Annotated in this window: 17 protein-coding genes; 11 read left to right on the top strand and 6 right to left on the bottom strand. The window is 56.2% G+C overall.

What is annotated here, in order from left to right:
* The first annotated feature begins 12 nt into the window (after positions 1-12).
* The 4 genes from N655_RS0103135 to N655_RS0103120 all read left to right on the top strand — a co-directional run bounded on the left by N655_RS0103135 (position 13) and on the right by N655_RS0103120 (position 3,696).
* A complete protein-coding gene (locus N655_RS0103135; RefSeq protein ID WP_026441819.1) occupies positions 13-828 on the top strand; it encodes a rhomboid family intramembrane serine protease in 816 nt (271 codons plus the stop codon).
* Positions 829-1,106: 278 nt separating this feature from the next.
* Positions 1,107-1,763, top strand: coding sequence for a hypothetical protein (locus N655_RS0103130; RefSeq protein WP_026441818.1), 657 nt, complete (start codon positions 1,107-1,109; stop codon positions 1,761-1,763).
* Between the two features lie 140 nt (positions 1,764-1,903).
* Positions 1,904-2,218 (top strand): hypothetical protein, encoded by a 315-nt coding sequence (locus N655_RS0103125; RefSeq protein WP_026441817.1) that lies wholly within the window; start codon positions 1,904-1,906, stop codon positions 2,216-2,218.
* A gap of 227 nt (positions 2,219-2,445) precedes the next feature.
* Positions 2,446-3,696, top strand: a complete 1,251-nt coding sequence (locus tag N655_RS0103120; protein ID WP_026441816.1) for a protein kinase family protein — start codon at positions 2,446-2,448, stop codon at positions 3,694-3,696.
* A gap of 137 nt (positions 3,697-3,833) precedes the next feature.
* On the opposite strand, the gene infC is transcribed toward N655_RS0103120, so the two are convergent.
* Positions 3,834-4,400 (bottom strand): translation initiation factor IF-3, encoded by a 567-nt coding sequence (gene infC, locus N655_RS0103115; RefSeq protein WP_238324816.1) that lies wholly within the window; start codon positions 4,398-4,400, stop codon positions 3,834-3,836.
* Between the two features lie 223 nt (positions 4,401-4,623).
* Between infC and N655_RS0103110 the strand changes: the two genes are divergently transcribed.
* Entirely contained in the window at positions 4,624-5,298 is a 675-nt protein-coding gene (locus N655_RS0103110) for a hypothetical protein (protein WP_155987491.1), read from the top strand.
* Positions 5,299-5,464: 166 nt separating this feature from the next.
* Here the strand turns inward: N655_RS0103110 and N655_RS17060 are convergent, their stop codons facing one another.
* The 3 genes from N655_RS17060 to N655_RS0103095 all read right to left on the bottom strand — a co-directional run bounded on the left by N655_RS17060 (position 5,465) and on the right by N655_RS0103095 (position 7,895).
* Positions 5,465-6,340 carry an SDR family NAD(P)-dependent oxidoreductase gene (locus tag N655_RS17060; protein WP_044933891.1) on the bottom strand — a complete coding sequence of 292 codons (876 nt, stop codon included), beginning with the start codon at positions 6,338-6,340 and terminating at the stop codon, positions 5,465-5,467.
* Positions 6,341-6,626: 286 nt separating this feature from the next.
* On the bottom strand, positions 6,627-7,562 hold the full coding sequence (locus tag N655_RS0103100) for a TIGR00730 family Rossman fold protein (protein ID WP_026441813.1): 936 nt from the start codon (positions 7,560-7,562) through the stop codon (positions 6,627-6,629).
* A gap of 3 nt (positions 7,563-7,565) precedes the next feature.
* Complete coding sequence (locus N655_RS0103095; RefSeq protein ID WP_026441812.1) at positions 7,566-7,895, bottom strand: hypothetical protein; 330 nt, start codon at positions 7,893-7,895, stop codon at positions 7,566-7,568.
* Positions 7,896-8,152: 257 nt separating this feature from the next.
* Here N655_RS0103095 and typA point away from each other — a divergent pair, with 257 nt between their 5' ends.
* Positions 8,153-9,967, top strand: coding sequence for a translational GTPase TypA (gene typA / locus N655_RS0103090; protein ID WP_026441811.1), 1,815 nt, complete (start codon positions 8,153-8,155; stop codon positions 9,965-9,967).
* Positions 9,968-10,054: 87 nt separating this feature from the next.
* Here typA and N655_RS0103085 read toward each other — a convergent pair whose 3' ends face one another.
* The gene (locus N655_RS0103085) at positions 10,055-11,428 is read right to left on the bottom strand and encodes a glycoside hydrolase family 28 protein (protein ID WP_238324453.1); all 1,374 of its coding nucleotides are present in this window, start codon (positions 11,426-11,428) and stop codon (positions 10,055-10,057) included.
* Between the two features lie 209 nt (positions 11,429-11,637).
* Between N655_RS0103085 and N655_RS20495 the strand changes: the two genes are divergently transcribed.
* The 5 genes from N655_RS20495 (at position 11,638) to N655_RS0103065 (ending at position 19,420) form a co-directional block, all read left to right on the top strand.
* Positions 11,638-13,440: a TonB-dependent receptor gene (locus N655_RS20495; RefSeq protein ID WP_162173480.1), complete on the top strand. Its 1,803-nt coding sequence runs from the start codon at positions 11,638-11,640 to the stop codon at positions 13,438-13,440.
* Positions 13,347-15,518 carry a TonB-dependent receptor domain-containing protein gene (locus N655_RS20490; protein ID WP_155987489.1) on the top strand — a complete coding sequence of 724 codons (2,172 nt, stop codon included), beginning with the start codon at positions 13,347-13,349 and terminating at the stop codon, positions 15,516-15,518. Before N655_RS20495 ends, N655_RS20490 begins: the two co-directional genes overlap by 94 nt.
* Before the next feature lie 148 nt (positions 15,519-15,666).
* Complete coding sequence (locus N655_RS0103075; RefSeq protein ID WP_026441809.1) at positions 15,667-16,896, top strand: oligogalacturonate lyase family protein; 1,230 nt, start codon at positions 15,667-15,669, stop codon at positions 16,894-16,896.
* On the top strand, positions 16,886-18,082 hold the full coding sequence (locus tag N655_RS0103070) for a glycoside hydrolase family 88/105 protein (RefSeq protein WP_044933887.1): 1,197 nt from the start codon (positions 16,886-16,888) through the stop codon (positions 18,080-18,082). The genes N655_RS0103075 and N655_RS0103070 overlap by 11 nt, the downstream gene beginning before the upstream one ends.
* A gap of 306 nt (positions 18,083-18,388) precedes the next feature.
* Entirely contained in the window at positions 18,389-19,420 is a 1,032-nt protein-coding gene (locus N655_RS0103065; protein ID WP_238324452.1) for a rhamnogalacturonan acetylesterase, read from the top strand.
* Between the two features lies 1 nt (position 19,421).
* Here the strand turns inward: N655_RS0103065 and N655_RS17050 are convergent, their stop codons facing one another.
* Positions 19,422-20,261 (bottom strand): rhamnogalacturonan acetylesterase, encoded by an 840-nt coding sequence (locus N655_RS17050; RefSeq protein WP_044933883.1) that lies wholly within the window; start codon positions 20,259-20,261, stop codon positions 19,422-19,424.
* Positions 20,262-20,271: the final 10 nt, after the last annotated feature.

The raw sequence follows: 20,271 nt of genomic DNA, 5'->3' as shown, positions 1-20,271 counted from the left end.
GAAAATAGCGATATGCCGCGCACGGCCGGAGTCCTGAATTTTCCTGATTTTCGTGGTTTCACCCGCAGCCTGGTGCTTTGGAACGTAGGTGCGTACTTTGTGCTGCTGCTGCTCAACGTGGTGGCTGCTCCGGCGGCACAAGGCATCCTCAGTGTGGCTGCGCTGGTCCCGCCGTACTTTCTGCATGGATACCTTTGGCAGATTGTGACGTACTGCTTCGTACACACGGGAATCCTGGGTACGGCAATGGAGATGCTGTCCTTGTGGTTTTTGGGCAGCTTTCTTGAAGCCAACCACGGCGCGCGCTGGCTGGCCGAGCTGTTTTTTCTGAGCGTGATGGGGGCAGGGGCGGCGGCAGTGCTGCTGAGCCTGGTGGTGCCTGGTTATGGCATGCCTTGGGTTGCCATCACGGGATGCTTTGGGGGGATCTTTGGTCTTCTGATTGCGTTTGGAGTCCTCTACGGTGATCTGGAGTTTATGCTTTTTCCGCTTCCGATGACGATGAAGGCCAAATATCTGGTGATGGTCTACATGCTGATCGCCCTGGCCACGCTGTTTTCTTCCAGCCGTCTTTATGCATTTGCGGAACTGGGGGGAGCCCTGGCGGGATTTCTCTACATCAAAGCGGCGCCGCGCCGCGGATATGCCTTTGCGATGAGTGAAGGGTACTTCGGTCTGCGGAACAGCTACTATCGCTGGAAGCGCCGGCGTGCTGCGCGCAAGTTCGAAGTCTATATGCGGAAGCAGGGGCGCGATGTGCATATCGACAGCGGAGACCGTTATGACGGCCCAGGGAAAGACCCAAATGATCGCAAGTGGATGCATTGAGGGCCCGATTTCCAGGCGAGCGTGAGCTTTGTGTATGCCAGCGGTGTTTGCAGGACTTCCATTTCGCTTCCGCATCCGGCTTGGTTTCAGGAAAGCAGATCATCTACTTATTTGGACGACGAATCCTGAAGCCAACCCGTCTGACTGAATCTATTCGGGCGTGCCCCGCAGATGGGGTGTAGCGGCGGGCGCTGGATGGGGAGTCTCTGGCTTGCCTGCGCGCGACCGTGTATCGTGATTATTTGTGGCACTTTCCGAATTGAGGTAGAAAAAATAGCGTGATTTCGAGCATTCGTTCGCTGCGTACCATCTTTGCGCTTCTGGTTTGTTTTCCGGCATTTGTTTCTTTACACGCGCAGGTGCAGGCCAACGCTCCGGTCAGCGTGCTGCCGCAGTATGAGGAGCGGTGGGACATCTACGGCGGCTTTGCTGCATCCCACTTCAACCCCGGGGCTGGCATCAGTGTGCCGGCCATCTGGCTGAAGGGATGGAATGGCGACGCGACGGCATGGCTGAAGCCGGCCTTCGGGCTGGAGTTTTCCGCCAGAGGGTTTTACGGGACCATTATTGTTCCACCGAATAATTTGGGCATCAGCACTTCGAACATGTCAGAGCACCTGTTTCTGGTGGGGCCCAATGTGCGTATGCTGCGGAGAGAAAATTATGCGGCCGGAATGCACCTGCTGATGGGCGCGGCCGATGGATCGTTTGATCAGGGCTTTAAGGGCACGGGCGTCCAGCCATACCAGCTTGCAATCTATAACAACAAAGTGGCCTACGGTATGGCGATTGGCGGATGGATGGATTACAACCTGAATCCACGATGGTCTGTGCGCGTGACCACTGACTGGCAGCCGACCCATTACGGCTACATCACCCAGAATGAATTTGCGGGCACTGTGGGCCTGGTGTACAAAGTTGGCCACTTGCGCTGATCCCGCGGAGGGCCTGTCTGGCGAAACGGCGGCGGGGGAACCAAAACAGGTATGAGAAATGCGGGCATCCACATAGAATTCTTTGCGGCACCTGTTCTCTACTAACGGTGTACGACGAATTCTGAAAAAAGGATGTATTTATGGCAACTCTTCCTGTTTCCTCTTCTGCAGAAAAATATTTGGTGGCCTTCGTCATCGCTGGCGATGATGTCTTCAAAGTCACGGCGGACAATGTGATTCAGGCCGGGCCGGGAGCGGGTACCCCCGCGTTTGAAGGCGTGGCCAAGCTGAAGGCTGCGGCGGCACTGTTTCAACTTACGGACATTCACAATCAGCGCCCGAATGAACTGCGCAAAATGGCCCGAGAGCTGGCGATTGAAGGGATGACGCTGCTTTCACGGGCCAGTAATGTCCCAAGGTTGACTACCGCAACCGCGGAAAGCTCGGTAGCATAAATCAAGCATCTTCTTTCCATTTTTGTTTTCCTGCCTTCAATGGCCTGAATGCGATGCACAGGCCGGACAAACAGAACAGATTCAACTGCAAGCCCGGAAGACCGGGCAGGTAGGCATGGTACGTGTCTTGTCTCTGCTGGGAATGACGGGTCATGTGCACAGAGGCCCAGCCGGGAGAGACATGTACCTGAGATCGTCAGTGCTGAATTCAGCCGTAACAGGAAAACATGGGGTGGTCCGCAGTGTGGAGCGATTTTGAAAACGCCGGCGCAGCCGGAAGATATCCGTTAGGCAGGCTGGTGCGGTCAGAAGGGCGGTATGGGTGGTTTGAAACAAGCTTTGAGGGAAAGCCCGCCATACTGAGTGTCATCGAATCGTTAAACGATGAGGAGGCATTGCTGGCCCGCATCCTTGCTGCAAGCAGGGTGCGCCATCGAAACGTCGTTGCAATTCATGATGCAGGAGTGGCCAGAGTGCTGGATACACCACTGGTATATGCCGTCCTGGAGATGACCGAGGAGAACCTGGAAGATGTGCTGCGCGTGCGGGCGCTTACGGAAGAGGAAACCCGGCAGGTGGCAGAAAGTCTGGTGCAGGCTCTGCAGGCGATCCACAATGAGCGGTTGCTATGCGGAGAACTGGAGCCTTCCAGCGTGCTGGCGGCGGGCGATGTCGTCAAACTGCGCAGCGATAAGCTGCAGACCGCGGCGGCGGTCCAGAAGGGTGAAGTTCCGGGAGTGGAATTTCAGGCCTTGGCGGCAAAAGATGTGCAGGCGCTGGGATGTCTGCTTTACCGCTGCCTGACGCGAAGAGTGATGGTGCCCGGCGCGGAGGACCCTGAGGTGGAGTCTCTGCCGCAGCCTTTTTCACAGATCGTGCGCAGGGCCTTGGGAGGCCAGGCAACTGTGAAGGAAATGGATGCACTGCTGCGTCAGCCTGTTTCGGCGCTGCGTGCAGCGGAGAGTGCTGATTCTCCTGTGCCTGCTGTGCCGGAAGATGAACAGGAACCGGCGGAAAGGCATGAGCAGTCCAGAAAATGGGCGGGGATTGCGATGGGTCTGGCGCTGCTTGCGTTGCTGATCTTTTTCGCAATCCAGGCAGTGTTTCGTTCGCCAGAGAAGAAGAGTTTCCAGCAGGCCCCTACCGCGCCAGCAGTTACGGTCGCCAAGCCGATACCCAGAGCAGAGCAGGCTGTTTTGCCCAGAGGGCCGGCAGTGGCCATGTCGGGGAAGAAATCCGTGTGGCGCGTCGTGGTTTACACCTATCGCCACCAGGACCAGGCGCAGCATAAAGCAGAGATGATCCAGAGCAGGGACCCGGGTTTGCAGGCCGAGGTCTTTTCCCCTAAAGGGAATGTTCCGCCGTTTCTGGTGACCATTGGAGGCCCTATGGAGCACGATGCTGCCGTGCAATTGAGAAACAAGGCCATTCGCGAAGGGCTTCCGCGCGACGCGTATGTACAGAATTACTCACACTGAAATCCGGCGATCTCCCACGGGACACACACCTCGGCCTTCCTTCCTGGCAGCCTTCGCCCAGAGATGCACCCACCTCGGTCATCCTGAGCGGAGGCAAAGCAGGGAGACGACAGAAGTGGATGGCCTGAGTCCTGTTTCTATGTTTGCGTGGCGGTTGCCGTCTGCGGTGCTGGGGGTCTTGGAGGAGCTGGCTTCTTTGCCGGTTCCTTTTTGGCCGGAGCAAGGACGGCGTGCAGCGTGGTGCCTTCCATGCGAGGCATAAACTCGACGGTCCCGGCATCTCCGATGTCCTGAATCAGCCGGTTGATGATGTTGTAGCCCAGTTCGCGGTGGGCCATCTGGCGGCCTTTAAAACGCAGGGAGGCCTTGACCTTGTCTCCATCATTCAGGAAGCGGACGACCTGGTTCTTCTTGGTCTGATAGTCATGCTCATCCACAGTGACCGAGAATTTGACTTCCTTGACGGTGATGACCTTCTGCTTTTTGCGTGCGGCCCGTTCGCTTTTGTCTTTTTCGTACAGATACTTGCCGTAATCCTGGATGCGGCAAACGGGCGGGACGGCGTTGGGTGAGACTTCAACCAGGTCAAGGCCGCGCTCGCGGGCGATTTTCAAAGCTTCAAAGGGCTGCATGATGCCGAGCTGTTCGCCGTTCTCATCAATCACGCGGATTTCTCTGGCGCGGATTCTTTCATTGGTACGGATAAACTGCTTGGCCGAACGCTTATCTAACTGTGCGATGGGTGTCCTCCAGAAGTAGAATGCGCAAAGAGTGCATTCCTACTCAGTATAGCAAGCCAGAGACGGCCGCGTCGGGAGGGCCTCTGAAGCGGGCAGGAAACTTCGAACCATCTGACAGAAGGCCGCCCGGCCATGTATCTTTAAAATTTACGGACAATTTCCGTTTGCCGGAACTGTGGAGGAGTTTTTGTTCAAAAGGACATTCGTTTCTTTTCTGGCCCTTGCCGCTGTAGTTTCTGTAGCTTTCGCCCAGACGCAGAGCACCGTGTCATCTCCGAACCAGCAGCCGCAGGTCGCCCCGAATTACGCCTTGGCCGGCGTGAATTATGACTATAAGTGGGAAATCTATGGGGGCGTGGCGTATTCACACTTCAACGCAGGGCCGAATTTGCTGCAGGGAGCCAATCTGGGCGGATTTGATGCCCAGGCGGCGCGCTTTTTTACAAAGCGGTGGGCAGCAGCAGCCAACGTCCGCGGATACTACGGAACCAGCGGCGTGGTCCCGAACATTTACAACATCAAGGGACCCTTTGTGAGCGAGCATATGTTTCTGGTTGGTCCGGAATGGCGCGGCCCCAGCAATGAACATGCCTCGCTGACGCTGCACGCCCTGGTAGGCGGGGCCTACGGGGACTTCCAGCACGCCATCGGGAACGTTCCTCCGGCAGAATTGGGCCTGTTCAGCAACCAGCTGGCCTTTGGCGGGGCTTTTGGCGGCTCGATTGATCTGAACCGGTCGCCAAGGCTGGTCTTTCGTATCTCACCCGATGCCACAATTACCAAATTCGGTTCGGGCGGTATTCAGGACCAGTTTGCGATTTCCGTAGGGATTGTGTATCGCATGAAACGAGGGCTGAAGTAAGCAATCTTGCCAGAAATGCAGATCCTCCACTTCGGCGGGGACGGCATGTTGGACTGGGAAATGCATTTTCTGCCATCCTGAGTGGGGCCAGGACAGCCGAAGCAAAATATGACCTGCAGTGACGGCCCCACGTCCAGTCAAGACGTGGGGCATCCGCCCATCTTCTTCAATTCTGAACCGTCGTTTCACGTGCCAGGTATTCCATCAGCTCTGTTGTAATTTTCTTGGGCTTCCCCATGGCTGCATCGGACACTTCCTTCCACGCTTCCCAGGTCGCCAGACGTTCTTCATACGCTGCGCGCGCTCGTGGCAGAATCGAGGTGCCCAGCCCCAGCCGCAGCGGCGGATTTTCTGCGTCCACAAGCTTGAGGATGGCTTCTGCGGTGGCCTCAGGATCGCCGCGTTCCACATTGGCCAGACCTTGCAGAAACTGTTTCCGATACTCCGCATAGGGTCCCAGAGCCGCCGCCCATTCTGAGGATTTTCCGAAGTCAGTTGCGTAGGCCCCTGGCTCAACCAATGTCACCTTCAGGCCGAACGGCCTGACCTCGTGGGCCAGCGCTTCGTGCAGGGCTTCTACCGCCCATTTTGTGGCGCAGTAATAACCGATGTATGGCAGTGTCGTAATTCCGAGACCGCTGGAAATTCCGAGGATATGTCCACTCCCTTGTTTCCGCAGCAAAGGCAGCGCTGTCCGCAGTACCCGCACCATCCCAAAATAGTTGGTATCAAACAGATCGCGGACCTGCTCGTCGCTTGCTTCCTCTGTGGCCGCAATCAGGCTCTTGCCTGCGTTGTTCACGAGAACATCCAGGCGGCCAAAATGCGCATAGGCTTGCTCCACGGCACGTTGTACCTGTTCCGGGTCGGTTACATTGAGTTCAAGCGGCAAGGCCGCCTCACCAAACTTCTCTTTCAGGTCTGCAACGTCGGAAAGCCTGCGGGCCGTGGCAGTGACCTGATCGCCACGCTTCAGAGCAGCTTCGGCCCAGATACGCCCAAAGCCGCGAGAAGCACCGGTAATCAACCATGTCTTTCTCATTTCAATCTCCGTTTGCCTGGTGGGTCTATCGTGTGTACAGCGTGAGGTTGTCATCTCTGACGAAAATCGGAGACGAGCTCCTCATAAGAGATAAGAGGAGACTGTCTCCGGTTGCAGAAAATTTCAGAAAATGGCCAGTGCAGCAATTTCCTGAACAGAGTTTGCGGTGGGGACAAGAGAAGAATTGCTTTAAAAAATTGAGAATGAGAGCGAAAAAGCAGTGATCCCGGAGTCTTTCCTCCATAATGTCCTGCTGCTGGGCACCCGGACTGGGCACTATGGTCCCTTACCTCCGTGTTTTTGCGATCTCCGGCCGCAGCGCTATCTCATCCTCTGCTTCTGCTGTCTGTTCTTCAGGTAAAAGGTGGTTCTTGGTCAGGCCGTCCTTCAGCACGTTGAACGCCTCTTCAGGAGTATCAGCATATTGGAACAGATCCAGGTCCCGCGGTGAGATCGCCCCCTTTTCCACCAGTACGTCAAAATTCAGGACCTTTTTCCAATACGCGGACCCATACACAACCACGGTCATCTTCTTGGCCAGCTTTTGTGTCTGCGCCAGAGTCAGCAGCTCAAACATTTCATCAAGGGTTCCAAAGCCTCCGGGAAAGACCACGAGCGCCTTTGCCAAATACGCAAACCAGTACTTGCGCATGAAGAAGTAGTGGAACTCAAAATTGAGCGCTGGGGTAATGTAGCGGTTCGGCTGTTGTTCGAACGGAAGCTTGATGTTGAGCCCGATGGTTTTGCCTCCGGCCTCATACGCGCCGCGGTTGGCCGCTTCCATAATGCCCGGGCCTCCGCCCGAAGTGACGACAAAGCGATGGCGGCGCGACTTGAGCCCTTTGGCCCACTCCGTCAACAGATAAGCCAACCGGCGCGCATCTTCATAGTAGTGTGCCATTTCCACTGCCGCTTCCGCGCGGCGAAGCTGCAATTCTGTCACAGCGCCGTCCCGGGCCGGCTGCTCTTCCTGCGGGGCCGGCCGCTGTGATCCGGTATTTTCCAGCAGCTCCAGTTGGTGGTTGGCTTCATCCAGCGCGCGGAAACGCGCCGACCCAAAGAAGACCACTGTGTCCTGGATACGCTCTCGGCGGAAGCGTGCCAGCGGCTCAGAATACTCTGAGAGAATGCGGACGATGCGGCCGTCCGGGCTGTTCAGAAAGGCCGGATTTTCATAAGCAAGCGGAGCGCTTGCCAGCTGCTCGGGATCCAGTTCAGGCATAAGTCAAGGCTCACGATAATGGATGGCGTCGCTGATCGCAATCCATAGATTCAGCAGACCCAGACCGGAAACGATGCCGCGGACGGCCCCGTTCAAGGTGATCCAGGCCAGCAGGGGAACCAGATGGAACAGATGGTTTTCTGTCCACAGATGCGTCCACGGCAACGCAACAATCAGCAACCCCAGATAAAGTCGCACGACCACGCGCAGAAACAGGTCCACACGACGCATCCATACCGGGACATGCTGCTGTTCTCTCGTTGCAGGTTTGGGAGCAGGACCAGCCGGGCCACGCGGAGAGTTGGACGAAAACAGGTTCGGCTGATACGACATGCGTCTCTTCTCAAGCTATCACAGACGCGCCGCCCACTCCTGTCATTCCTTGGTTCCGGTCGGGGTGGGAATCCAGGCCCACCTACCGCACTGCGGCGCAAACTGGTCGGGCCGATGGAGGTGGTGTGCTGCGAGCCAACGTCCTGCCACAAAATGCCGTAAACTAAAGAAGAACATTTTCGTCTGACCTGCCTGCCTGACGGCATTCCGTGAGACATTTTTGTGAAGGTTAGGAAGAAAAGAGGAGATTTGTGTCCATGAGCACGAGCATTCGCAATATCGCCATCATCGCCCATGTGGACCATGGCAAGACCACACTTGTGGACGCGATGCTGCGCCAGTCGGGGACTTTTCGCGCCAATGAGGCCGTTGCCGAGCGCGTGATGGACTCAAATGACCTCGAACGCGAGCGGGGCATTACGATCCTGGCCAAAAACACGGCCATCTACTATCACGACACGAAGATCAATATTGTGGATACGCCCGGGCACGCAGATTTTGGCGGCGAAGTAGAACGTGCGCTGAAGATGGTGGACGGAGTGGTGCTGCTGGTAGATGCGTCGGAGGGTCCACTGCCACAGACGCGCTATGTTCTTTCGAAGGCCCTGGAAGCGAAGCTGCCTCCGATTCTGGTCATCAATAAAATTGACCGTCCGGATGCGCGCCCGCAGGAAGTATTGAATGAGGTCTATGATCTGTTTATCGATCTGGATGCGACCGAAGAGCAGCTTGAGTTTCCGGTGCTTTACACCAATGGCAAGCTAGGACTGGCGAGCCTCGATCCGGCGGTACCAGGCACGGACCTGCAGCCGCTCTTTGAGACGATTCTGAAGACGATTCCGCCGCCGAGCGGTGATGCGAACGGACCGCTGCAGATTCTGGTGACGAACCTGGATTACTCGGACTATTTGGGTCGGCTGGCGATTGCGCGCGTGTTTAACGGGACGCTGCGCACAGGCGAAGAGGTCTACATCTCCAAGCGCGACGGTGCATTACAGAAGACACGCATTACCAAGCTTTTCAGCTTTGCCGGATTAAAGCGCATTGACGTTGATACGACCGAGATCGGCGACATTGTGGCCATCGCAGGCGTAGAGGGCATCACCATCGGTGAGACGATTACCGGAATCGAGGACCCCGCTCCGCTGCCTCCCATTGTGATTGATGAGCCGACCATTGCGATGCAGTTTTCCGTGAACAATTCCCCTTTTGCCGGGCGTGAAGGCCAGTTTGTCACTTCGCGGAACCTGCGCGAACGCCTGGAAAAAGAGTTGCTGACCAATGTTTCGATTCGCGTGGAAGATACGGACAGCCCAGATGCTTTCAAAGTCCTCGGACGCGGCGAACTGCAGCTTGCCATTTTGATCGAGATGATGCGGCGCGAAGGATATGAACTGATGGTGGGGCGTCCTGAGATTGTGACGCGAACGATTGATGGCAAGGTGATGGAGCCGGTTGAGCACCTGACGATTGATATTCCTGAGAATTTTGTGGGAACAGTGATTGAGCGGCTGGGACCGCGCAAAGGTGAGATGGTGAAGATGCATAATCACGGCTCCGGCCGCGTGCGTCTTGAGTTCCGCGTCCCCAGTCGGGGACTGATTGGATTGCGCAGCGAGTTGCTGACGGAGACGCGCGGCACCATCGTGATGAATTCTTTGTTTGACGGCTATATGCCGTACCAGGGTGAGATCCCGCAGCGCATGACGGGCGCGCTAATCTCAGACCGCGCTGGCACCGTGACGGCATATGCACTTGATGGGCTCCAGGACCGCGGCGTGCTCTTTGTGCAACCCGGGGTAGAGACCTATGAGGGCATGATTATCGGCGAGCATTCGCGCGACAATGATCTGGACGTCAATGCAGTCCGTGAAAAGAAGCTGACCAATATGCGCGCATCGAGTGCTGACGAGGCGATCCGGCTGGCCCCTCCGCGGTTGTTGAATCTGGAGCAGGCGATCGAATTTATTGCAGACGATGAACTGGTGGAGGTGACGCCAAAGTCGCTGCGTCTGCGCAAGAAGATTTTGCAGGCGAACCGTAGGCCGAAGCGGTATGCAGCGCCAGTGTAATGGCTTTTTTCGCGCCATCCAGAGGATGGTGAAGAAAGGCGAACCCCTCTGCTGCGTCGCTACACGATGAAGCAGAGGGACGAAAGGCTATTCTGGCGGAGTGAGTGTTGTCCCGTCCTGGGTCTGGACCTTGACCACTTTCCATTTCCAGTTTTTTGCGTCTTTGATGGAGCCTGCGCTCTGGGCGCTGATGGAAATCCTTGAAAAGTCAAAATCCACCAAAGGTGCCTCTGGATAGGCGCTTACAACGAACGCCTTCATTGCTCCGGTGGCGTCAATGTTCCATATCTTTACATGACGGAAGTGCGGAAGGCCACGTTCGGGCGGCCTGACTGGATGGGTGATGGTCTTCCAGTAGTCAGGCGGATGGGCGACTCCGGCGGGGATGGTGGCGTAACTGTATTTCGGGTTCCAGTCCATGGTGATGTGGATGGGAACGGCCACTCCCTTCATGGTGATGTCGTGAATGCGGATGTTTTCCGCTCCGCCGCCGCGTGTACGGTCGGACTTGAAGAGAATGCCCGAAGGTACAGGAGCGAGCACGGTGAGCCGATAGACATCCACATTCCGAAAGCCTCCGGAGGTTTCGCTGCCGATCGTGAATCCTGCGGCCCCGGCGCGCACAATGGAATCGCGGATGACGATGTCCTCAGTCGGGCGATGGACGCGCAGGCCGTCCCAGTCGCGACCGGCCTTGAGGCAGAGCGCGTCGTCGTTGACTTCAATGTCGGCGTGTTCGACCAGGACGTGGCGCGAAGAGTCAATGTCAATGCCATCGGTACTAGGGCCTTTGCCGCCGATGTTGTTGCGGATGGTGGCCCCGTCCACGGTGACGTTGCTGGAGTAGCAGATGTGGATGGTCCAGAATCCGGAGCGTTCAAGGCGAATGTTCTTCAAGCTTACATTTTTTGAGTCAAAGATCTGGACCAGACGCGGGCGCTTTGCGTCGTAGTCGGCGGCCCAGCGCAGGCCCTTCGGCTCGTATTGCCGGCGCAAGGCCCAATAGGCGTCCCACCAGTATTTCCCATTGCCATCGATTGTGCCTGGGCCAGTAATGGCTGCATCCTGCTGCTGATAAACATTGATGAGCGCGGCGGGCCAGGTCATTTCGATTCCCGCGACCCGCGTGGGCATCATGGGGTACTGGGTTGTGTCCTGAACACCGAGGATCGTGACGCCGTCTCCAACGTTGAGATGAACATGTGACTTCACGAAGATCGCCCCGGAGAGATATGTGCCCGGGCGAAAGATGACGGTACCTCCGCCAGCCTGGGCGGCTGCATCGATCGCGGCCTGAATGGCCCTGGTGTCGAGTGTGGCCCCATTGCCTTTGGCTCCATAGTCATTGACGGAGAAGGTGTGGGACTGTGCGTGCAGCCAGGAAGCGAAGAAGAGTAGCAGCAAGTATGAAAGCTTATTTCCGGTCAGTTTCGTCTGCATGAGGTCCAGAGGTCGTACCACCTTCTCTATGAGGTCGTACCGTATACCGGTACAACGGCCCTTCTTTTTCGGGCTTTTTCAATCTACACCAAATGAGAACTTGTTTTCTTATTGACAATCGTTTCTCAGCCTACGTAGCTTTTTCGCTGGGATTCAAGTTAAGGCCGGGCGAAAGGCATCGCCACCCACGAGAGAGCGGCCTGCACAAAACCAACATTCGAGGCTGGTGTATGAGGTCAAATAAGCATATCAAGTTAAAACAATTACGGTCTGACCTGTGGCTGCTGTTCTGTTTTCTGGCATGGGCGGCCGCGGCCATAGCGCAGACAGCCGGTGAAGGCGCGATTCGCGGTACGGTGACGGACCCGAGCGGTGCGGTCGTGGCCGGGGCCACGGTCACAGCAACGAATACGGCCAGCGGGACACAATACACGCGCACAACCTCTTCCGATGGACTGTATGTGATTTCCCCGGTGGTCCCTGGCGCATATTCGGTGAGTGTTTCGGCTGCGGGTTTCCAGTCCTACAAGCAGGAAAATCTGACGGTGAATGCGCTGACGGTGACGCCGCTGAACATTACGTTGAGTGTGGGGTCACAAACGCAGCAGGTCACCGTGACGGCTGCCCCACCAGCGCTGCAGACGACAACGGCGACGCTGGGAGGGGTCATGGAGAACCGCGAATACCAGAACCTTCCCATATTGATGGGTGGCCAGCAGCGTGACCCGACCGCCTTTGCCACGCTGATGCCGGGGACCCAGGGGGGAACGCGGGCGCCGGTGATTGGTGGAACGGGGAATTATCTGGCTGAGGTGTATCTGGATGGCCTTCCGACGACGACCATTAATCAGCAAGGAGACAACCGCGTCATTTTCAATGCTGTTCCTGTAGAGGCTGTGGACCAGTTTCAGGTTGTGACCAGCATTCCCGGGGCCGAGTATCAGGGAGCCGGCCTGATGAACTTCACGGTGAAATCGGGCGGAGACCAGTATCACGGCACCGTGGCGGACTATGTGCGCGCAAGGATGTTTGACACCTGGGGTTTTGCGGCGAAGGCCTTGACCGTGAAGAATGCCGCGGGACAGACGGTGCCAGCCCCGAAACCGGATGAGCACCAGAATGAGCTGGTAGGAGCGGTGGGCGGCCCGATTCCCTTTACCAAAAACAAAGGCTTTTTCTTTATTGCGTATGACCGCTATCATGGGCGCTCTGGCGTGAACCCGAATACGCTGACTGTGCCGACGATGAAGATGCGACAGGGAGATTTCAGCGAATTGCTGACGACAACCAATGGGGTCACCACGGGACAGATTTACGACCCAACCTCAGAAGCTACCTGTACGGCGCACAGTACGAACGGGCCGTGCCGCTACCAATTTGGGTATGGATATGGTGGCATTCCAGGGCCTAATGGAAACCCTGTACCGACCGGTTCCCCAAATGTGATTCCGCAATCGTATCTTTCGCCGATTGCACTATACATGCAGAAGTTTTTGCCGGAGCCGACGAATTCGCAGATTACCAACAACTATCTTGGGGGCGTGCCTTCCGGCTATGACAACTGGGAGACCACGACGCGTGTGGACTTCAATGTAACAGAGAGCCAGAAGCTTTCCGGAGTGTTTGCTTACGGCTACCGCGAGAATGTTCCCTTTACGGTTGGCAATAGCGGCGTAGTATTGCCGCCTCCCTACACGAATGGCGGCAAGGCGATCATTAAACCGGTGTTTGCAGATGTCGAGCATTCGATCGTCATCACGCCTTATCTGGTGAACCAGTTCAAGTTTGGGTATACGCGGTTTGCACAGCCGGTCACGTCTATTACCGATGGCGTGCAGCAATATATGGCGACCACGGCGGGAATTACGAATTTGCCTCAGGGGCAGGCCTCGAATGAATTTCCCGGGCGAGCTTTAGTGCCAGCACGCTGTTTCCGCAGGTGCAATCGGCCTGGACGGCAAATGGAGCTTCGGGCGCAACGCAGAACACCGTCCCCAACGCATTTACGCTGGTGGACAATTTGCAGTGGGTGAAGGGCAACCACTCCATGACATTTGGCGTGCAAATGCAGTGGCTGCAGGACAATCTGACCTCGCAGGCGACCTACTCGGGCATTTTAACGATGGGGTACAACGCGAATTCAACGGCGAACTTTGCTACGGGTTCGACAAGCCTGGCCACGAACACTTCCGGATATTCCTATGCCAGTTATTTGTTGGGCGCAGTGGGTGGGTCACCGAGTATCGCGCTCCAGCCTTTCAGCGAGACCGGAGGTCGGTATAACCCCATCTCACCGTATTTTCAGGACGACTGGAAGGTGACGAAGAACCTGACGCTGAACCTGGGACTGCGCTGGGACTACTTCCCGCCATTTAAGGAAGTGCTCGACCGCTGGAGCTTTCTGAACGCTACTGGTATGAATCCAGCAACGGGAACACCGGGCGTTCTGGAGTTTGCGGGACATCGCGGAGCAGACATCAGTTGCAACTGCCGGACTCCTGTGCATACGTACTGGAAAAACTTTGGGCCGCGCCTGGGCTTTGCTTACCAGCCTGATCCGAAGTCCGTCGTACGCGGGGGCTTTGCCGTGGCTTACTCGCATGCAGGCGGCGTGGGCGGACGCGGAGGTGCTGGCAATGGCACCGGGCAGTTAGGCTTTACCATCAGCGCAACGGCGCCGGCCGAAGTCACGACAGGTGCATCAGCTGGGCCCTCTTTCTACCTGAACAATAGTCAGTATTTTCAATCGATTGGGCTGGCCAACACGGCATTTGGAGGCCCCGGTTATACGCTGCCTGTACCGCAGGGGCCAAGCACAGCCAGCCTGACTTTGAACACGGGCAATTATGTAAGCAATGGTAAGTTTGTGACGGCAAGCTCAGCCCCGGGATATGCAGATCCTTATCTCTCAGGCCGCGCTCCTGAATTTGTTTTCTACAGTTTTGGGATCCAGCATGCAATCACAGATACGCTGACTGCAAGCGCGGATTATGTCGGATCGCAGAGCCATTTTGTGGCGCCAGGGAGTTCCAACATTCGCGGATACTGGTCGGACCAACTGGACCCGGTCTATCTGGCGGCACTAGGTGGTGTAGCGGCATCTGACGGAACGCCGATCCTGAATGCGCTGGCCACGCCGGCCAACGTGGCCATTGCCAAAGCTGCGATGCCCGGGCTGAACATTCCCTCGGTTTTTGTGAACAGCAGCACCAAGGCCACGATTGCAACAGTATTGCGCGCCTTTCCGCAGTACAGCGGAGTGAGCGATACCTGGGGGCAAAACAGTGCGAACATCAGCTATAACTCTTTTCAGTTCTCGCTACAGCAAAGACCGTGGCACGGCCTGAGTTACATGGTGAATTACACCTATTCGAAGAACCTCGGGGATGATGGTACGTTCCGCAGCGGATTTGCGATTCCTGCCGGTGCGATGTCCAATGGCAAGTCATACAAGATGGACCGCATCGAGCGATCGTATACGACCATCTCCATGCCACAGACGCTGTCGGCGTTTGGCTTATATCAACTGCCCTTCGGAAAAGGGGCCATTGGCAACGACCACTTCTGGGTGCGGACGCTGGCAGGCGGCTGGCAGTTGTCGAGCATCTATACCTATCACTCGGGCACTCCGTTAGCGGTCACCTGGGGCGGCTGCACCGCTCCCGGACAGGGCCAGTGTATGCCGGACATCAACCCCGCTTTCTTTGGGCATGGTTCAGCGCGGAAGAATGGAAGCTGGGGAAAAGGTATTACTGCAAAGCAGCTTGGATCAACCATTCAGTACATCGATGTGAATGCATTCAGTACTCCTGCAACCTTTGGAAATGCGACGAAGACGCCGGTCTACAAAATTGGCGATGCTCCAAGGACTGCGCCGTGGGGTTTGTGGGGGCCGAGTGCATGGAACATGGATGCCAGCCTGCAGCGCGCTTTCCAGCTGACGCCAGAGCGCTTGCAGCTGGTCATTCGCGCCGATTGCTCAGATGTGTTTAACCACAACACAAAAGGCGGGATTAACACGGCCTGGGGGCCCACCTCCACAACATTTGGAACAGTCGGTTCGGCAAGTGGTAACCGTGATTGGCAGTTTTCTGCACGAGTAAATTTTTAGCCTCCCGCTCATGTGCGGGGTCTTCAGGACATCGGAGGCCCCGCATCTTTTTGGGGAAGCTGGGGAAGACAGACAGGTCCCTGCACGGCGCGGGACTTGGGTTGGGACCAAAGATCGTTGTTCTCCATCACTTCAATAGGACATTTTTATGCTTGTTATGAAATGCTCTGCTGCTCTTGCTTTCTTGTCTGCTTCTTTGATTGCTGTTGCTCAGCAAACACCAAAGGAGTGGGTGGATGCGGAAACAGGACACCGTATTGTCCAGCTTTCGGAAGAGCCTGGGAGTGGCAGTCTCTACTTCAACCTGAACGGATATACACCGGATGGCAAGAAACTGCTCATCACTACACCGCACGGGATGGCATTTGTTGACCTGGGCACGCGCAGGATTGAGCCGCTGAGCAGTGATCCACATGCGCACCCCATCATGGTGGGACATAAGACCGGGCGTGTCTACTTTGTTCGCGATGGAGCAGTGTGGTATCTGGACCCTGCGACCAAAAAGGAGACAAAGATCGCAGAGATGCCGCCACACGGTAGCATTGCAACCGTGAATGCAGACGAGACGCTGATGGCCGGAACATATGTGGAACCACAAGGATCAGAAAAGGCGCAGCAACTTTCACCTCCGCCGCGCACGCGCGAAGGCCGCGGGCACATGCTGGAAGAGCGATACAACGCGCATCTGCCGATGGCGCTTTTCACGCTTAATATCAAGACGGGCGAGAAGAAAGTCTTGGACCGCAGCACGGAATGGCTGAACCATCTGCTCTTTTCTCCTACAGACCCAAACCTGCTGATGTTCTGCCATGAAGGGCCTTGGCATAAAGTGGACCGCATCTGGCTGATTCATACGGACGGGACCGGGCCCATGCTTGTCCATAAGCGCAGGATGCAAATGGAGATTGCAGGGCATGAGTTTTGGTCGCAGGACGGCAAAACGATCTGGTATGACCTGCAGACGCCGCGCGGGGAGGACTTTTGGGTGGCAGGATACAACGTCTACGACGGACACCGAACCTGGTGGCACTTGCAGCGAAATGAGTGGTCCGTACACTACAACGTCTCGCCAGACGGGACACTTTTTGCAGGCGACGGCGGAGACAGTAAGATGGTGGCGCACGCTCCCGATGGCAAGTGGATCTATCTATTTCACCCTGTTCCCATTCCGAATATGGGCGTTGAAGAAAAAGATCTCATTACGCCGGGAGTGTTCCAAGCAGAAAAGCTGGTGAATATGTCAAAGCACGATTATGCGCTGGAACCGAATGTGAACTTTACTCCGGACGGAAAATGGATTGTCTTCCGCTCCAATATGTCCGGGCAGGAGCAGGTCTACGCCGTGGAGGTAGCCAGGGAGCCTGTGCATGGAAAATAGATTTCCCGGACGCGCAGTGATGGCCCTATGGCTCGCGTCTCTGGCTTTTGTGTCGTGCCTGGCACAAACCCAATATCCACAGCCTACGGTGGAGCAGCGCGCTGGCATTGATAAGGACAATGCGCGGCATTTTGGAGATGATCCGGAAGACGGCGGCCCTCTGGCAACGGACCTCTCGCCTGCTTTGAAGGTGAAGGACATTCACAAGGCCATGATGAAGGTTGCGGACTGGGAGCTGAAGACCTGGCAACCGTGGTTTGACCGCACCTGGACTTCCAGTGTGCTCTACACCGGTCTGATGGCGGCATCAGCCTCTACCGGTGATACGCGCTATCGTGATGCAGTGCGCGAGGTGGGAAAGAAATATAACTGGGAGCTGCGCTCACATCTGCCGAATGCCGATGACCAGAGCGTGGGCCAATCCTATCTTGAGCTGTATTTTCTGGACCGCGATCCTGCGCAGATTGCTCCTACGCGACGGGAGCTGGACGCGTTGTATCCACTGGAAAAAGACAAAGAGGGGCGGATCCAGTGGTGGTGGTGTGACGCATTGTTTATGGGGCCGCCGGTATGGGCCCGGATGTATGCGGCAACCAGCGACGGAAAGTATCTTGATTACATTGAAGAGCACTGGCAGCAGACCGAGTCTCTGCTTTATGACAAGCAAGAGCACCTGTTTGCACGCGACGTTACGTTTCTGGACAAGCGGGAAAAGAACGGCCAGAAAATTTTCTGGTCGCGAGGCAATGGATGGGTGATGGGGGGGATTGTTCGCACGCTCCAATTTATGCCGAAGAATGATCCGCGGCGCGAACATTATGTCCACCTGCTGCGAGAGATGGCAGAGCGTGTAAGAACATTGCAGGACCCGAAGGACGGGCTATGGCATGCTTCTCTGCTTGACCCCACGGATTATCCTTTGCCAGAGGTCTCCGGCTCTGCACTCTTCACGTATGCCATGGCCTGGGGAGTGAACGAGGGCATTCTGGACCGAAAGATCTACAAGCCTGTTGTGGCGCACGCATGGAAGGGAATGCTAGGGCACATCTATGCCGATGGGCGCCTGGGTTGCATTCAGCAGACAGGCGCGGCGCCTGCCTGGTACAAGCCAACTGCGAGCTATGACTACGGAGTGGGCGCGTTTCTGCTTGCCGGGTCTGAGATGGCGCGTATGGCAAAACATTAGACATGAGCGCTCCATATCTTAAAAGGACATGAGAGCGCTTTGTTTCCTTACACGATGAATGCAAAGGTCCTAGCGTTGGTTTTTGCTACTGGCTGCTTCTGCTCTTTCTTGCGGGCAGAAACCAATTCATGGCGGTTTGCCTGCTCACCAGGGAAGAGTTCGAAGCAACTTACGGCCCACACTTTCTATTCCGCGAACACGCAATTCGGATTTGATTTCGGTGCCGCTCCAAGCAGCAAAGATGGAACCTGTTCTTCAAACAAGCCGTTTTTCTTTTCTCTTGCTGTACCGGAAGGCGATTATCGAGTGACGGTAGAGGTGGGCGGCGGGGCAGATGCTTCTGTCACCACGGTGAAGGCCGAGTCGCGCAGGCTGATGCTGCTTTCTGTAGCCACGGCGCCGCATCAGAGCATCAGCAAGAAATTTATTGTGAATGTGCGGACACCTCGTATTGAGGATGGGAAGGAAGTCCACTTGAAGCCGCGCGAAATTGGCAGTCTCGATTGGGACGACAAGCTGACGCTTGAATTCATAGGCCAGAAGCCAGCATTCCGCAGCATTACCATTGAGAAAGTCCAGGTCCCTGTGGTGTATCTTGCGGGCGACTCCACTGTGGTGGACCAGGACAAAGAGCCGTGGGCGGCATGGGGCCAGATGCTGCCGGTGTTCTTCAATGATACTGTGAGCGTTTCTGACCAGGCCGAATCGGGAGAGACGATCCACAGCTTCACGGTGGAGAACCGCTTTGCAAAAATCTTCAGCACTCTCAAAGCGGGCGACTACCTCTTCATGCAGTTTGCGCACAATGACCAAAAACCGGGCAAAGGTTTTGTTTCGATCGCGGAATATAAACAATCTCTGGCCGAATCGATTCAAATGGCGCGGAGCAAGGGTGCGACGCCGGTGCTGGTGACTTCCATGAACCGCCGCACTTTTGATGCAGAGGGGAAGATCATTCAAACGCTGGGAGATTATCCGGCGGCGATGCGGGAAATCGCCCAGCAACAGCATGTCGCGCTGATTGATCTGAACGCAATGAGCAAGGCGCTGTATGAAGCGATGGGGCCGCAGGGAACGATGAAGGCATTTGTGCATTTTCCGGCGAATACTTTTCCTGATCAGCCGCTAGCGTTGAATGATGACACGCATTTCACCGATTATGGCGCGTATGAATTAGCACGCTGCGTGGTGCAGGGTATTCGCGAAGCAGGGTTGCCGCTAACATCGGCAATTGTGAAGACGGAAAGCGGGTTTGATCCAGCGCAGCCGGACCGTCCCGAATTCTTGAAGCTGCCGCTCGATCCGCAGGTAAGCGCGGTGACTCCATATGGGCGATGATTTATCGGGCTTTCCAGGCATGGATGGTGCGCGCTTTTGGCGAAAAATATTTTTTGAAGGGATTTCCTGGCAATGCTTTCAAGCCGGCGACGACCGCTTCAGCATTGATCTCTGCGCCTTCGCGTGAAGTGTGGGTGTGGTCGGAAGGAAAGAGCGGCGCGACTCTTGCTTCGCCCATCGTCTCATACTTTTCTGCGATGATCTCGTTCAGGTTGATGAAGCCGATGTGAAACTCTCCGGCAAGCTGACGCGCCCATCCGCCATAGGAGTCCTCATTACGGACCACTTTGCCATCTTTCCAGTTGTTGCGCGGAATCGGTGCGCAGATGATGGGCATCGCGCCTTTGGCCAGCGTGTCTTTTATAAACTTGCGCATGTACCAGCCGTAAGTGTGCACTGTTTCCTGCTTTTTTGTGATGGGGTTCCAGATATCGCGCGTTTCATCCCCGGTGCCGGGTAGCGTTCCGCGTGCGCGTGCGGCATCATCAAGCGGGCTCGCATCATTGTGGCCAAATTGCATGATGACGTAATCGCCGGGCTTGATGAGGGCGAGGGTGTCATCCCAGAGGCCCTCGGTGAGAAAAGTGCGGCTACTGCGTCCGCCGCGTGCGCGATTGACGATGTTGATCTTTGAGAGATCAAAGTATTCAGGAAGAAGGTCGCCCCATCCCCAGAGGCCGTTCGCGCCGGTTCCGTTTCCATTGCGCACAGTGGAGTCGCCGATGAGAAAGAGGGTGGGAAGAGAGGGTCGCGATGGTGTTGCAGGCGCGGTCTGGGCGAGGGATAGACCTGAGAGCAGAATCCAGAGGAGACAGATCAGAGAGGTTTTTTTCAGAAGCATGAGTGGTCAG

The organism is Pseudacidobacterium ailaaui (genome assembly GCF_000688455.1).
In the GTDB taxonomy this organism is placed as follows: domain Bacteria; phylum Acidobacteriota; class Terriglobia; order Terriglobales; family Acidobacteriaceae; genus Pseudacidobacterium; species Pseudacidobacterium ailaaui.
The sequence above is the reverse complement of the archived record's forward strand: the minus strand, read 5'-3'. Positions and strand labels throughout refer to the sequence as shown.